This is a genomic window from Streptomyces flavochromogenes (assembly GCF_000717595.1).
Lineage (GTDB): Bacteria > Actinomycetota > Actinomycetes > Streptomycetales > Streptomycetaceae > Streptomyces > Streptomyces flavochromogenes.
Window position 1 is genome coordinate 23956 of the sequence record NZ_JNZO01000029.1, and the last position, 13173, is coordinate 37128.

Sequence of the window (13173 nt, forward strand, 5' to 3'; positions counted from 1 at the left end):
GGGTAATCGACCCCGCAGGGCATGCCCCGGCAGTCTTGTCCCATGACCGCATACGCCATCGGAAACCTGCACCCGAAGCCCGTCCTCGACGAGGAGGTCTTCACCTACATGGAGCGCATCCAGGGCACCCTGGACCCCTTCGGCGGCCGCTTCCTCGTCCACGGCGCACCCGCCCGTGAGGTTCCCGAGGGGGACTGGCCGGGCGCCGTCGTGATCATCGGCTTCCCGTCGTACGAGAACGCCCGCGCCTGGTACGACTCCGCCGCCTACCAGGCCCTGATCCCGCTCCGCACCCGCCACATGGCCGGCGACATCCTCCTGATCGACGGCGTCGCCGACGGGTACGACCCGGCGGCGACGGCCGCGGCGATGCGGGCCGCGTCAGGCGACCCGGCCTGAGCGGAGCTCCAGCCGCCGACCACCGAAGCCCGCGCGGAAGCGTTCGTCGTGGGAGACCGCGACCACCGCGCCCGGGAAGGCGGCCAGGGCCGCCTCCAGGTCCTCCACCAGGGAGAGCGCCACATGGTTGGTCGGCTCGTCCAGGACGAGCAGATCGGCCGGCCGGGTCACCAGCCGGGCCAGCTCCAGGCGGCGCTGCTGGCCCACCGAGAGCCGGGCCACCGGCACCGACAGGTCCTCCTCCCTGAAGAGCCCGAGGGCGAGCAGCTCCGCCGCGTACTCCTCGGACAGGCCGGGGCGTCCCGCCGCGTACTCCGTGAGCAGCGGGTTCGGGGACGGTACGGCGGGCAGCTCCTGGCGCAGCCGGCCGACCCGGCCCGCGCGGCGGACCGTCCCGCTGTCGGGGCGCAGGTCACCGGCGAGGACCCGGAGCAGGGTCGTCTTTCCGGCGCCGTTGGGCCCGGAGACGAGCAGCCGGTCCCCGGCCGAGATCCGCAGCTTGTCGATCCGCAGCCGCTCGCCGACGACGACGTCGACGAGCTCGGCGAGCACCCCGTCCTCGGGGTCCGCTTCCTTCCCCGGGGCCGCCGTCGCGATCCGGGCCGTGAAGCGCAGGGGTTCGGGTGGGGCCGGGACCGGGGACCTCCGCAGCTGCTCCAGCCTGACCCGGGCTGCCCTGACCTGGCCCGACAGCTTGTTCTCGTGCGAGCGGCGGTGCTTGCCGAAGCCCTGCCGGGGGTCCTTCCCCGCCCCTGCGAGCCGCTGCCCGGCAGCCGCCACCAGCTCCTCGGTACGGGCCACTTCCTCCCGCCATTCCTCGTGCTCCTGCACCCGGCGGCGGCGGGCCGCGGCCTTCGCCGCGCGGTAGCCGGGCCAGCCGTCGCCGTACCGGGTCACCGTGCGGGTGTCCCGGTCGACCTCCAGGATCGTGGTCGCCATGCCCTCCAGGAACGCCCGGTCGTGGGTGACCGCGACCACCGTGCCGCGGTGGCTGCGCAGCCGTTCCTCCAGCCAGTCGGCGGCGGCCCGGTCGAGGTGGTTCGTCGGTTCGTCGAGGAGCAGCAGCTCGGCGCCCGAGGCGAGGACGCAGGCGAGGGCGAGCCGCGACTGCTCGCCGCCGGAGAGCGTGCCGACGTGACGCTCGTACGGGACATGGCCGAGGCCGAGGCCGTGCAGCGCGGCGTCCACGCGGGCGTCGGCCTGGTAGCCGCCCCGCTCCTCGTAGCGCGCGGCGAGTTCCCCGTACGCGAGGAGTTGCTCGGGTGTCGAGGAGCCGAGTGTCTCCTCGGCGGCCCGCATCTCCCTTTCCATGGTGCGGAGTTCGGCGAGCGCCGCGTCGACGGCGTCCCGCACGGTGTGCCCGGGGCCGAGGCCGAGGGTCTCGGTGAGCGTCTGGGCGAGGCGCGCGACGCCACCGGGGAAGCGGACGGTCACGTCCCCGGTGTCGGGCGTCTCGGCCCCGGCCAGGAGCCGGAGCAGGGTCGATTTGCCGGAGCCGTTCTCGCCGATGACCGCGGCCTTCTCGGCGGGGCGGACGGTGAGCGTGAGCTGGTCGAGGACGGAGCGGTCCCCGTAGGACTTGGAGACGTCTTTCAGGGTCAACTGGGCGCGGTCGCACATGGGATCTTTCCCTGGGTGCTGGGGGCGTTCGGGCCGGGAAGGGACACCGGGACCACCACTGCCGCGCCCCGAGGGCGCCGGATCAGCGGGTCACACCGTGTCCGCGGCCGGAATCAGAGAAAGAAGTAGAACGAACCCATGCGGTCGAGTGTAGCTACCGGGTGTGGGGGACCGCCGTCGCTTTTACGGCGTAGTCGAGGAGCTCCGCGAAGCGCAGCCACTGCAGGAGGGGAACGTTCAGCGGCCCGTATCCCGGGGTGAGGTGCCGGTGGATGCCGGCGGCGATCCCGGCGGGCTCGTCCCGGGCCGGGCCGTCGGGCCGCCCGAGCGCGGTGAGCCAGTCGGCCGCGCAGGCGTCGAGACGTCCGCGCAGGTCCGCGAGCCGGTGCCCGAGGCCGTCGGGGAGCAGCGACGGATCGGGGTGGGGGACCTCCAGGAACGCGGCGCGGCGGTTCGCCACGGCGGCGACGAGCCCCAGGCGCGAGGGGCCGCCCGGCCAGCGGGGCCGCCACGTCGGCGCCAGGGGGTCGCCGCCCCGGGGGGTACGGACGCCGGCGGCCTTCTCCACGCGGCGGCGGGCCGCGAAGGCCGCGGTCTCCTCGATCCTGACCGCGCGGCTCGCCTCCAGCGTGCCGATGGCGCGCAGCAGGGCGGCCGTGTCCCGCCGGAGGTCCGGCGCGGGCACGGCCGTCGCGGTCAGGTAGGCCCAGGTCGCGTGGAAGCCGAGCGGGCCGTACTCCGCGACGGCACACCGCAGCGCCCGGTGCCTGCGGGCGGGTGCCGCCCGCTCGTCGCGCACCCGCCGCGCGTGGGTCCCGAAGCTCATCCGGCGAAGCCCGGCCCCCGGACCGTCAGCCCTCGGCCTTCGCGACGCCGATCGGGCAGGAGACTCCCGTACCGCCGATGCCGCAGTAGCCCGCCGGGTTCTTGTCCAGGTACTGCTGGTGGTATCCCTCGGCCGCGTAGAAGGTGCGGCCCTCCGCCGGGAGGATCTCGGTGCTGATCGTGCCGTAGCCGGAGCCCGTCAGGACCTTCTGGTAGGCCTCCCGGGAGGCGTCGACGGCCGCCGCCTGGGCGGGGGAGTGGGTGTAGACGGCCGAGCGGTACTGGGTGCCCACGTCGTTGCCCTGGCGGAAGCCCTGAGTCGGGTCGTGGGACTCCCAGAAGAGCTTCAGGAGGGACTCGTACGAGACCTTCGACGGGTCGAAGACGACCCGGACGGCCTCGGTGTGACCGGTCAGGCCCGAGCAGACCTCCTCGTACGCCGGGTTGGGCGTGTAGCCGCCCTGGTAGCCGACGAGGGTGGTCCACACGCCGTCGGTCTGCCAGAACTTGCGCTCGGCGCCCCAGAAACAGCCCAGTGCGAAGTCGGCGACCTCCAGGCCCTCCGGGTAGGGGCCGAGGAGCGGGTTGCCGAGGACCGTGTGGCGCTCGGGAACGGTGAACTCCGGCTCGGGACGGCCGCGCAGGGCCTGCTCGGGAGTGGGGAGGACGGGGGTGCGGGACAGGAACATGCTGCATCTCTCCTCGACGGTCGGCAGTGGTCACAACGCAGACGGGCGGGGAGGGATTCCCCGAGGGGCCCTCCCCGCCCGCCGCCCGCCGCTCGCCGCCGGCCGCCAGGCCGTCAGTGCGGCAGCGTCGCCGGGTTGCCGCCGTTCGCCTCGTACCCCGCCACCGCCAGGTTCCGGAAGACCGTGAACTCGGCCGCCGGGTCACCGCTCAGCGTCCACGGCACCGCGCCCACGTGCCCGTCGACCTTCACCAGCTGGTGCATGGCCTCGGCCCAGCGCTCGCCGCGCACCAGGAACCAGACGAGCAGATGCCGGACGTGTGCCAGCATCGGGTCGTCGGGCCGGGCCGAGTGCACCGCGTACAGCGCGCCGTCCATCGCCTTCGACACCACGGCCGTACGGAAGAAGTCCTGCACGAGCACCACGTCCGGCACGTGCTCGTACACCGCGAACAGCGGGAGCGCCGCGAGCAGCGAACCCCGAGGGGCGCGCGCCGCGGCCGTCGTCGCGAAGTGGTCGGCCTCCTCTCGGGAGCCGTGCCACTTCTCGCACCAGTAGTGCAGGGCCGCGAGATGGGCGCCCATGTGCTGCGGCGCCCGGTCGATGACCCGCGCCCACACCTGGTCGAACTCCTCGTGGCTGTAGCCGAGGCCGCGGGCGACGGCCAGCTGCGTGATGTACGGGACCGGGTCGCCCGGAGCGAGCAGCGCCGCCTCGTCGGTGACCTTCCGCGCCTCCTCCAGGATGATCCGGAAGTCGTCGGTCCCCGCCGCCGAGGAACGCCAGGCCTGCTGCACCAGGAACTCGCCGTGCACCGCGGCGCCGCCCGCGTCCTTCGGGGCCTCCGCCCGCCAGGTCCGCAGCCACGCCCCGCCGACGCCCGGCCGCTCCTGGAGCTCCAGGGACGCGGCGCCCGCGAAGGCCTGGACGCGCTGCCAGCGCACCTCGCCCTCCTTGTCGGTGGCGGCGAGCAGCCGCGACGCGGCCCGCCAGTCCTGGGTGGCCTGGACGACGTCGAGGACGTGCAGGAGTTCGTCGTCCGCGCCCGGGAGCCGGACGTCCTGGTCCTCCTGACGTACGAATCCGTACGCCTCCGGGTCCGCCGCGTCCGGGGCGCCCGGAGCGACCTGACGGATCCCGCCACCGCGGCGGCGCAGCAGGTAGGGGCCGAGGACGCCGAACAGCAGGCCCAGCGCGATCAGGAACCAGAGAATCTCCATGGTGTCCATTGTCCAGGACGCGTGATGAGACGATCGCGGCGCCGGGGGCCGCTCGGGACTACGCTCCTGACACATGAGCGACCAGCACTCTCACCAGAGCTTCGAGACCCGCGCGATCCACGCGGGCAACACCGCCGACCCGCTGACCGGCGCGGTCGTCCCGCCCATCTACCAGGTGTCCACCTACAAGCAGGACGGCGTGGGCGGGCTGCGCGGCGGTTACGAGTACAGCCGCAGCGCCAACCCCACCCGTACGGCCCTTGAGGAGAACCTGGCGGCCCTCGAGGGCGGTCGGCGCGGTCTCGCCTTCGCCTCGGGCCTGGCCGCCGAGGACTGCCTGCTGCGCACGCTCCTCGCGCCCGGCGACCACGTGGTCATCCCGAACGACGCCTACGGCGGCACCTTCCGGCTCTTCGCCAAGGTCGTGGAGCGCTGGGGTGTCGACTTCTCCGTCGCGAACACCTCCGACGTCGAAGAAGTGCGCGCCGCCGTCAACGACCGTACGAAGCTGATCTGGGTCGAGACCCCGTCGAACCCGCTGCTCGGCATCACCGACATCGAGGCGATCGCGGGCGTCGCCCGCCAGGCCGGCGTGAAGCTCGTCGTCGACAACACCTTCGCCTCGCCGTACCTCCAGCAGCCGCTGGCGCTCGGTGCGGACGTCGTCGTGCACTCCCTCACCAAGTACATGGGCGGCCACTCCGACGTCGTCGGCGGCGCGCTGGTGACGGCCGACGAGGCGCTCGGCGAGGAGCTCGCGTACCACCAGAACGCGATGGGCGCGGTCGCCGGTCCCTTCGACTCGTGGATCGTGCTGCGCGGCATCAAGACCCTGGCGGTCCGGATGGACCGGCACAGCGAGAACGCCGAGAAGATCGTCGAGATGCTGACCCAGCACCCGAAGGTGACCCAGGTCCTCTACCCGGGGCTTCCGGAGCACCCGGGGCACGAGATCGCCGCCAAGCAGATGCGTTCCTTCGGCGGCATGATCTCCTTCCGCGTGGAGGGTGGCGAGGAGGCGGCCGTCGAGGTCTGCAACCGCGCGCAGCTCTTCACCCTCGGTGAGTCCCTCGGCGGTGTCGAGTCGCTCATCGAGCACCCGGGCCGGATGACGCACGCGAGCGTCGCCGGTTCCGCCCTGGAGGTCCCGGCCGACCTCGTCCGTCTCTCGGTGGGCATCGAGAACGTCGACGACCTGCTCGCCGACCTGCGGCAGGCGCTGGGCTAGTCGCCACGGGTCGGGCGGGTGCCTCCGTCGTACGGAGCGCCCGCCCGGCCCGCCGTGTGTCAGGTGCCGGGCAGCGGGTCCTTCAGCGAGGCCCGGACCTCTTCGCGGAGCTCGGGGGTGTCCGTGTGCTCGTGGACGGAGACCGCGTGTGCGACGGCCGCCCGGACGAGTTCCTCCTCCTCGCCCGACATGTAGAGCGAGCAGCCGGAGACACTCGGGGTGTCCCGGCAGTCGGCTGCTTTCCTGGCCATGACGACCTCCTGACGGGCCTGCGGGCAGGCTCCTCCTTCCAGGCTAGGGCCGTCCTCACAAGCCGTCGAACGGCGGTGTGGTCTCCGCCGCCGGGGCCTCCCAGGGCTGTGCCACCGATGCCCAGAGGACGAAGGCGAGCAACGCGAGCGCGAACAGTGTCCACGCGGCCCGGCGCACTGCCCGGTGCCGCCGGAGCAGCCGGGAGCCGCGTTCCGCGGCTGTTCCGGCGAGGTGGCCGGGGACCGGCGGGTGCGGGGTGTCGAGCAGCCGTCGGACGGCCGCCTCCTTGTCCTCGTACCGGCTCACGCGGCGGTCCTCCCGGCAGGCTTCCCCGTGCTGTCCCGGCCCGCCCTCAGGGTGGCCACCGCCCGGGCGTGGACCGCCCTGACACGGGCCTCCGGCAGTCCGAGGAGTGCCGCGACCTGCTCCTCGGCGACTCCCTCGTACAGCCGGAGGACGACGACGAGCCGTTCCTGCGGAAGGAGGGCGGAGAGCACCCCGCCCCGGCCTCCGTGGTGCCGCCAGGCGGTGCGTGCGAAGCGGGCGGCGAGATCGCGCCGGGTGAGCTCGTACGGGTCCTCGTCCCGCAGCCGCTCCCACACCGCGTAGGTGTGTGCCAGGGCGGCGGTCAGCAGGGTCTGGGCGTACGGGTTGCGGGTGCGGGTCTCGGCGGTGAGCAGGGTCGCGGTGTGCAGCAGCCGGCCCGCCGCCACGGCCACGAACGCGTCGAACTCCCGGGTGCGGTGGGCGCGTTCGGCACGGGGTCCGTTCCGCTGCTCTGCCACGTCCTCATCTGAGGACAGCGCGGGGGTGGGGTCAAGAGGTCTACGCGGACTCGCTCGACCCCTCGGCCGGGCCCTCGGTCGCGGCCGCGGTCGCCGACGGGGCCGCGGAGTCCGTCGCCGGTCCGCCCGTGTGCGCCGACTGCCGTGCGGACAGGGCGGTGTTGAAGCGGGTGAGCAGGGTGCAGAAGGACTCCCGCTCGTCCGGCGTCCAGCCCTCCGTGACCTCCACCATCAGCTGGCGGCGCGAGGAGCGGACCTCCTCCAGCCGGGCGAGCCCGCGTGGCGACAGCTGGAGCACGACCGCGCGTCCGTCCTCCGGGTGCGAGGTGCGCTTCACCAGGCCGGTGTCGACGAGCGGGGCGACCTGGCGGGTGACCGTCGACGAGTCGATGCCCATGCCCGCCGCCAAGGCCTTCACGCCCATCGGGCCTTCCTGGTCAAGACGGTTGAGGAGCAGGTACGCGGCGCGGTCCATCGAGTTGCGGAGCTGTCCGGTGCCACCGAGGCGCGTCTGCTCGGCCCGGCGGGCGAAGACGGCCACCTGGTGCTGGAGGGCATCGAGGAGACCGGGGTCGAACTCAGTCGTCATGTCCTGAGATGTGGGCATGGCTGTGGGTCTCTCTCGTGCGGGGGTGGTCGGTTGGTGGGGGACAGAGTACGCGGCCCCGGGGAGGTCCGTACCGGGGCTGCGCAAACCCGCTGGAGCACCCGGTCGCCGGGCGGCCACCAGGGCCGTGAGCTGCGAGACTTGCTGTCATGAGCTTCCGTACGCCAGACCCCTTGCACCGGCTGATGCTCGACGACGTACGGGGGGCGCAGAAGATGCTGTCCGGGGTGGCACGGACGACCGCGATGGAGGGCAGCCGTCATCTGTCGTCGCTGGTGGGAGCGCCCGTACACCTCAAGTGCGAGAACCTGCAGCGGACCGGTTCGTTCAAGCTGCGCGGGGCGTACGTGCGGATCGCCGGGCTGCGGCCCGAGGAGCGGGCGGCCGGGGTCGTCGCCGCCTCGGCGGGAAATCACGCGCAGGGTGTGGCGCTCGCCTCGCGTCTGCTCGGCGTGCACGCGACGGTCTTCATGCCGGTCGGGGCGCCGCTGCCGAAGGTCGCGGCGACCCGGGAGTACGGCGCCGACGTCAGGCTGCACGGTCATGTCGTGGACGAGACGCTGGCGGCGGCGGAGCGGTACGCGCGGGAGACCGGGGCCGTCTTCATCCATCCCTTCGACCACCCCGACATCATCGTCGGGCAGGGCACGGTGGGCCTGGAGATCCTGGAGCAGTGCCCGGAGGTCCGGACGATCCTGGTGGGCATCGGCGGCGGCGGTCTCGCCGCCGGTATCGGGCTCGCGGTGAAGTCGCTGCGCCCGGACGTGAAGGTGATCGGCGTGCAGGCCGAGGGCGCGGCCGCCTACCCGCCCTCGCTGGCCGCCGGGCATCCCGTGGTGATCGAGTCGCCGGTGACGATGGCGGACGGGATCAAGGTGGGACGGCCGGGCGACGTGCCGTTCGCGCTGATCCAGGAGTACGTCGACGAGGTCCGTACGGTCTCCGAGGACGCGCTCTCCTCGGCGCTGCTGCTCTGTCTGGAGCGGGCCAAGCTGGTCGTCGAACCGGCCGGCGCCAGCCCGGTCGCGGCCCTGCTCAGCGACCCGAAGTCGGTCGAGGGTCCGGTGGTGGCGGTGCTGTCCGGCGGGAACGTCGACCCGCTGCTGCTCCAGCGCATCCTGCGGCACGGCATGGCCGCCGGGGGCCGCTACCTGAGTCTGCGGCTGCGGGTCACGGACCGGCCGGGGGCCCTGGCGACCCTGCTCGCGGTGCTCACGGTCGCCGACGCGAACGTCCTGGACGTGAGCCATGTGCGGACCGATCCGCGGCTCGGCCTGACCGAGGCGGAGGTCGAGCTGCACCTGGAGACGAAGGGGCCGGAGCACTGCCGCGAGGTGGCGGACGCCCTGCGGGACGCGGGGTACACGGTGCTGGGCTGAGCCGCGCCCCGCACCCGCCCGTCGCATGATCATGTGTCCCAGGTCACAAATTCACTGGGCGGGGCGGCTGGGACGAACCTAGGATCGGGTGGGAAACGCCCGAATTCAACGTCCGTATCTCCCTGGGAGTACCCACATGCCAGGCGCGATCTACGCCGAGGGTCTGGTGAAGACCTTCGGTGACGTACGAGCTCTGGACGGCGTGGACCTCGACGTCCCCGAGGGCACCGTCCTGGGTCTGCTCGGCCCGAACGGCGCGGGGAAGACGACCGCCGTGCGCGTGCTGACCACCCTCCTCCAGCCCGACAGCGGCCGGGCCGTGGTCGCCGGGATCGACGTCCTCGAGGATCCCGACGAGGTGCGCCGCAGAATCGGGCTCTCCGGCCAGTTCGCGGCCGTCGACGAGTACCTCACCGGCCGCGAGAACCTCCAGATGGTCGGGCAGCTCTACCAGATGAAGGCGAAGGACGCGAAGGTGCGGGCCGACGAGCTCCTGGAGCGCTTCAACCTCGCCGACGCCGCCGACCGCACCGCGAAGACGTACTCCGGAGGCATGCGCCGCCGCCTCGACCTCGCGGCCGCCCTCGTCGTGTCCCCGCCCGTCATGTTCATGGACGAGCCGACCACCGGCCTCGACCCCCGCAACCGGCAGGGCCTGTGGGAGGTCATCAAGGAACTCGTCGCGGGCGGTACGACCCTGCTGCTCACCACGCAGTACCTGGAGGAGGCCGATCACCTCGCCCACGACATCTGCGTGGTCGACCGCGGCAAGGTCATCGCGCGCGGCACCTCCGACCAGCTCAAGGCCCAGACGGGCGGCGAGCGCGTCGAGGTCGTCGTCCACGAGTCGGGGATGATCGGCGAAGCCCGGGGGGTCCTCGCGCGCTACGGCATCGAGGGCATCGGCCACGGCGAGGTGTCCGTCGAGGACCACACCCGCAAGCTCACGGTCCCCGTCGCGGGCGGCGCGAAGCTGCTCGCCGAGGTCATCCGAGACCTGGACGCGGTCGGTGTGGAGATCGACGACATCGGGCTGCGCCGCCCCACCCTCGACGACGTCTTCATCTCCCTCACCGGCCACGCGGCCGAGCGGGAGGCGGAGGAGAGCGGGGGGTCGGACGGAGAGTCCCGACCGGGCGGCCGCGACGGCACGCGCGTGAAGGAGGCGGCCGAGTGAGCACCATGAACGACTCCCTGGTGATCGCCCGCAGGAACCTGATCAGGATGTCCCGGATTCCGGAGATGATCCTGTTCGGCCTGATCCAGCCGGTGATGTTCGTGATCCTCTTCACGTACGTCTTCGGCGGCTCGATGAGCGTCGGCGGCAGCACCGACCCGGACGTCTACAAGAACTTCCTGATGGCCGGCATCTTCGCCCAGACGGTCACCTTCGCCACGGCGGGCGCGGGCGCGGGCATCGCCGACGACATGCACAAGGGCCTCATCGACCGGTTCCGTTCGCTGCCGATGGCCCGCGGCGCGGTCCTCACCGGCCGCACCCTGGCCGACCTCGTGCAGACCGCGCTGACGCTCTTCGTGCTCGCGATCGTCGCGCTGATCATCGGCTGGCGTCCCGGCTACGCGGCGCCGACCAACTTCGGGAAGGTCATGGCCGGCTTCGCCCTGCTGCTCCTCCTCGGCTACGCCTTCACCTGGATCGGCGCCCTGATCGGCCTCTCGGTCCGCACCCCGGAGGCGGCCACGTCGGGCGGACTGATCTGGCTCTTCCCGGTGACGTTCATCTCGAACGCCTTCGTGGACTCCAGCAACCTGCCGGGCTGGCTCCAGCCCGTCGCGGAGTGGAACCCCTTCAGCGCCACCGTCCAGGCCTGCCGCAAACTCTTCGGCGATCCGGGTCTGTCACCGTCGGACGCCTGGCCGATGCAGTATCCGGTGTGGGCGTCACTGATCTACTCCGTTCTGATCGTCGCCGTCTTCCGGACCCTGTCCGTCCGTAAGTACCGGCGCGCGAACGGCTGACGCTCCACCCCGCTTGTGGCGCGATGCCGGGCCGCACCTGCCTCATCGGCACAGGACGCGCGCGTGCGGCACGAAGGGCCGGCCCCGGGTGGGGCCGGCCCTTCGTGGAGATCAGGTGCCTCAGCCGGTGTACGGCTTCGCGCTGAGGATCTTGACCGTGGCCTTCTTGCCGTTCGGCAGCTCGTACTCGGCGTCGTCACCGGCCTTCTTGCCGTTGACGCCGACGCCGAGCGGCGACTGCGGCGAGTAGGTCTCGATGTCGCCGCTCGCGTACTCGCGGGAGGCGAGCAGGAAGGTCATCGTGTCGTTCTCGTCGCCGTCGAAGGCGATGGTGACGACCATGCCCGGCTCGACGACGCCGTCGTCCGCCGGTGCCTCGCCGACCTTGGCGTGCTCGAGGAGCTGGGTCAGCTGCCGGATGCGGAGCTCCTGCTTGCCCTGCTCCTCCTTGGCCGCGTGGTACCCGCCGTTCTCGCGCAGGTCCCCCTCTTCGCGGGCGGCGGCGATCTTGATGGTGATCTCCGTGCGCGCGGGACCAGACAGGTACTCAAGCTCGTCCTTGAGCTTGTTGTACGCCTCCTGGGTGAGCCAGGTGACGTTGTCGCTGGTCTGGGTCACAGGTGCTCCTCGTAGGTACTGGGAATACAAAGCATCGCCCTACACGGGAAAGCTCTGCTGTCCCGGGTGGGCGAAACCACGAGCCTAACAATGAGTGGCGGAAAGCGGGAGGACATAACCATCGGGATGGCGTCACCCCAGGTCACCGGGGTGACTCGCCGGGACTCGACACCCGGTCCCTACCCACCGCTACCGAGCCGTACACCCCATGAGCTCCGCGCTGGTCGCGCGGGCGGTCGTGCGCAGCGAGTAGACGCGGTCGACCCGGGTCGCGGGGTCGTCGACCCGGACGTCCTTGCGGGCCACCTCGGCGCCGTCCTCGGAGCGGGAGCGCAGGGTGCAGACGCCCTTGACGTCCTCGTCCTTGCGGATCTCCAGGTGCACCTGCACCTCGGTGGAGCTCACCACGTCGAACTTGATCATCTCGGCGCTGATCTTGCTGTCGACGACGTAGTGCCAGCCGAACCAGCCCATCAGGCCGAGGAAGAGGACGCCGAGCACCGCGCCCGTGATCTTGAGCTTGCGGTCGGCCGCCTCGTCCGCGGAGCGACCGTAACGCCCCTCGGGCAGCTGCTCTCGCACCGCGCTCATGATCGATCCTCTCGAAGCCGGGGGTGGCGGAATTTTCACTCCCCCGATTCCGTCACTATAGAGACCACCCTCCGCGTCGAATCACTGAGGATCGAGTCTTGACTGAGCAGCTGCGACTGATGGCCGTTCACGCCCACCCCGACGACGAGTCGAGCAAGGGTGCGGCCACGATGGCCAAGTACGTGTCCGAGGGGGTGGACGTCATGGTCGTGACGTGCACGGGCGGCGAGCGCGGCTCGGTCCTGAACCCCCAGCTCCAGGGTGACGCCTATGTCGAGGCGAACATCCACGAGGTGCGCCGCAAGGAGATGGACGAGGCCCGCGAGATCCTCGGCGTCTCCCAGGAATGGCTGGGCTTCGTCGACTCGGGCCTGCCCGAGGGCGACCCGCTGCCGCCGCTCCCCGAGGGCTGCTTCGCCCTGGAGGACGTCGACACCGCGGCCGGGGAACTGGTCCGCAAGATCCGCTCCTTCCGTCCGCAGGTCGTCACGACCTACGACGAGAACGGCGGGTACCCGCACCCCGACCACATCATGACCCACAAGATCACGATGGTGGCCTTCGACGGCGCGACCGACACCGAGAAGTACCCGGAGGCCGAGTTCGGCCCGGTCTGGCAGCCCCTGAAGCTCTACTACAACCAGGGCTTCAACCGGCCCAGGACCGTCGCCCTGCACGAGGCGCTCCTCGCGCGCGGCCTGGAGTCCCCGTACGGCGAGTGGCTGGAGCGCTGGAAGGAGTTCGGCGGCAAGGAGCGGACGCTGACCACGCACGTCCCCTGCGCGGACTTCTTCGAGATCCGCGACAAGGCCCTGATCGCCCACCGCACCCAGATCGACCCCGACGGCGGCTGGTTCCGCGTCCCGATGGACATCCAGAAGGAGGTCTGGCCGACGGAGGAGTACGAGCTCAGCAAGGCGCTGGTGCCGACCTCCCTCCCCGAGGAAGATCTCTTCGCGGGCATCCGCGACAATGCCTGA

General features: G+C 71.8%; 16 protein-coding genes. 6 read left to right on the plus strand and 10 right to left on the minus strand.

The features are described from left to right. Positions 1 to 42 precede the first annotated feature (42 nt). Positions 43 to 399 (plus strand): DUF1330 domain-containing protein, encoded by a 357-nt coding sequence (locus IF00_RS0131555; protein ID WP_030323966.1) that lies wholly within the window; start codon positions 43 to 45, stop codon positions 397 to 399. Here the strand turns inward: IF00_RS0131555 and abc-f are convergent. The 4 genes from abc-f to IF00_RS0131575 form a co-directional block, all read right to left on the minus strand. After that, a complete protein-coding gene (abc-f, locus tag IF00_RS0131560; RefSeq protein WP_030323967.1) occupies positions 382 to 2019 on the minus strand; it encodes a ribosomal protection-like ABC-F family protein in 1638 nt (545 codons plus the stop codon). The genes IF00_RS0131555 and abc-f overlap by 18 nt on opposite strands. 154 nt (positions 2020 to 2173) lie before the next feature. Beyond that, on the minus strand, positions 2174 to 2845 hold the full coding sequence (locus tag IF00_RS42900; RefSeq protein WP_051820709.1) for a hypothetical protein: 672 nt from the start codon (positions 2843 to 2845) through the stop codon (positions 2174 to 2176). A gap of 25 nt (positions 2846 to 2870) precedes the next feature. After that, a complete protein-coding gene (gene msrA, locus IF00_RS0131570; protein WP_030323971.1) occupies positions 2871 to 3533 on the minus strand; it encodes a peptide-methionine (S)-S-oxide reductase MsrA in 663 nt (220 codons plus the stop codon). A gap of 113 nt (positions 3534 to 3646) precedes the next feature. Then, on the minus strand, positions 3647 to 4753 hold the full coding sequence (locus IF00_RS0131575; RefSeq protein ID WP_030323973.1) for a hypothetical protein: 1107 nt from the start codon (positions 4751 to 4753) through the stop codon (positions 3647 to 3649). Positions 4754 to 4826: 73 nt separating this feature from the next. On the opposite strand from IF00_RS0131575, the gene IF00_RS0131580 reads away from it, so the two are divergent. Further along, the gene (locus IF00_RS0131580) at positions 4827 to 5981 is read left to right on the plus strand and encodes a cystathionine gamma-synthase (RefSeq protein WP_030323974.1); all 1155 of its coding nucleotides are present in this window, start codon (positions 4827 to 4829) and stop codon (positions 5979 to 5981) included. A gap of 59 nt (positions 5982 to 6040) precedes the next feature. On the opposite strand, the gene IF00_RS0131585 is transcribed toward IF00_RS0131580, so the two are convergent. The 4 genes from IF00_RS0131585 to IF00_RS0131600 are packed head-to-tail and all read right to left on the minus strand — an operon-like array spanning position 6041 to position 7625. Further along, entirely contained in the window at positions 6041 to 6232 is a 192-nt protein-coding gene (locus IF00_RS0131585; protein WP_030323976.1) for a DUF1059 domain-containing protein, read from the minus strand. Positions 6233 to 6287: 55 nt separating this feature from the next. Next, positions 6288 to 6539 (minus strand): hypothetical protein, encoded by a 252-nt coding sequence (locus IF00_RS0131590; protein ID WP_030323978.1) that lies wholly within the window; start codon positions 6537 to 6539, stop codon positions 6288 to 6290. Further along, on the minus strand, positions 6536 to 7018 hold the full coding sequence (locus tag IF00_RS0131595) for a sigma factor-like helix-turn-helix DNA-binding protein (protein WP_030323980.1): 483 nt from the start codon (positions 7016 to 7018) through the stop codon (positions 6536 to 6538). The genes IF00_RS0131590 and IF00_RS0131595 overlap by 4 nt, the downstream gene beginning before the upstream one ends. Before the next feature lie 40 nt (positions 7019 to 7058). Next, the gene (locus IF00_RS0131600; RefSeq protein WP_030323981.1) at positions 7059 to 7625 is read right to left on the minus strand and encodes a MarR family winged helix-turn-helix transcriptional regulator; all 567 of its coding nucleotides are present in this window, start codon (positions 7623 to 7625) and stop codon (positions 7059 to 7061) included. 149 nt (positions 7626 to 7774) lie between these two features. On the opposite strand from IF00_RS0131600, the gene ilvA reads away from it, so the two are divergent. The 3 genes from ilvA to IF00_RS0131615 all read left to right on the plus strand — a co-directional run bounded on the left by ilvA (position 7775) and on the right by IF00_RS0131615 (position 10984). Then, entirely contained in the window at positions 7775 to 9004 is a 1230-nt protein-coding gene (gene ilvA, locus IF00_RS0131605; RefSeq protein WP_030323983.1) for a threonine ammonia-lyase, read from the plus strand. 136 nt (positions 9005 to 9140) lie between these two features. Then, the gene (locus IF00_RS0131610; RefSeq protein WP_030323984.1) at positions 9141 to 10181 is read left to right on the plus strand and encodes a daunorubicin resistance protein DrrA family ABC transporter ATP-binding protein; all 1041 of its coding nucleotides are present in this window, start codon (positions 9141 to 9143) and stop codon (positions 10179 to 10181) included. A 5-nt stretch (positions 10182 to 10186) separates the two neighbouring features. Then, entirely contained in the window at positions 10187 to 10984 is a 798-nt protein-coding gene (locus IF00_RS0131615) for an ABC transporter permease (RefSeq protein WP_051820714.1), read from the plus strand. A gap of 120 nt (positions 10985 to 11104) precedes the next feature. Here IF00_RS0131615 and greA read toward each other — a convergent pair whose 3' ends face one another. Both greA and IF00_RS0131625 read right to left on the minus strand, forming a co-directional pair. Further along, on the minus strand, positions 11105 to 11602 hold the full coding sequence (greA, locus tag IF00_RS0131620) for a transcription elongation factor GreA (RefSeq protein WP_030323988.1): 498 nt from the start codon (positions 11600 to 11602) through the stop codon (positions 11105 to 11107). A 189-nt stretch (positions 11603 to 11791) separates the two neighbouring features. Then, positions 11792 to 12193 (minus strand): DUF4307 domain-containing protein, encoded by a 402-nt coding sequence (locus tag IF00_RS0131625; RefSeq protein WP_030323992.1) that lies wholly within the window; start codon positions 12191 to 12193, stop codon positions 11792 to 11794. 98 nt (positions 12194 to 12291) lie between these two features. Here IF00_RS0131625 and mca point away from each other — a divergent pair, with 98 nt between their 5' ends. Continuing rightward, positions 12292 to 13173: a mycothiol conjugate amidase Mca gene (gene mca, locus IF00_RS0131630; protein ID WP_030323993.1), complete on the plus strand. Its 882-nt coding sequence runs from the start codon at positions 12292 to 12294 to the stop codon at positions 13171 to 13173.

What these genes read in the sequence shown, in the direction of transcription:
- IF00_RS0131610 (WP_030323984.1), top strand. Translation starts at nt 9,141, where the DNA reads ATGCCAGGCGCGATCTACGCCGAGGGTCTGGTGAAGACCTTCGGTGAC.
- IF00_RS0131600 (WP_030323981.1), bottom strand. Translation starts at nt 7,625, where the DNA reads ATGCCCACATCTCAGGACATGACGACTGAGTTCGACCCCGGTCTCCTC.
- IF00_RS0131625 (WP_030323992.1), bottom strand. Translation starts at nt 12,193, where the DNA reads ATGAGCGCGGTGCGAGAGCAGCTGCCCGAGGGGCGTTACGGTCGCTCC.
- IF00_RS0131575 (WP_030323973.1), bottom strand. Translation starts at nt 4,753, where the DNA reads ATGGAGATTCTCTGGTTCCTGATCGCGCTGGGCCTGCTGTTCGGCGTC.
- IF00_RS0131615 (WP_051820714.1), top strand. Translation starts at nt 10,187, where the DNA reads ATGAACGACTCCCTGGTGATCGCCCGCAGGAACCTGATCAGGATGTCC.
- IF00_RS0131555 (WP_030323966.1), top strand. Translation starts at nt 43, where the DNA reads ATGACCGCATACGCCATCGGAAACCTGCACCCGAAGCCCGTCCTCGAC.
- abc-f (WP_030323967.1), bottom strand. Translation starts at nt 2,019, where the DNA reads ATGTGCGACCGCGCCCAGTTGACCCTGAAAGACGTCTCCAAGTCCTAC.
- IF00_RS0131585 (WP_030323976.1), bottom strand. Translation starts at nt 6,232, where the DNA reads ATGGCCAGGAAAGCAGCCGACTGCCGGGACACCCCGAGTGTCTCCGGC.
- msrA (WP_030323971.1), bottom strand. Translation starts at nt 3,533, where the DNA reads ATGTTCCTGTCCCGCACCCCCGTCCTCCCCACTCCCGAGCAGGCCCTG.
- IF00_RS0131580 (WP_030323974.1), top strand. Translation starts at nt 4,827, where the DNA reads ATGAGCGACCAGCACTCTCACCAGAGCTTCGAGACCCGCGCGATCCAC.
- IF00_RS42900 (WP_051820709.1), bottom strand. Translation starts at nt 2,845, where the DNA reads ATGAGCTTCGGGACCCACGCGCGGCGGGTGCGCGACGAGCGGGCGGCA.
- ilvA (WP_030323983.1), top strand. Translation starts at nt 7,775, where the DNA reads ATGAGCTTCCGTACGCCAGACCCCTTGCACCGGCTGATGCTCGACGAC.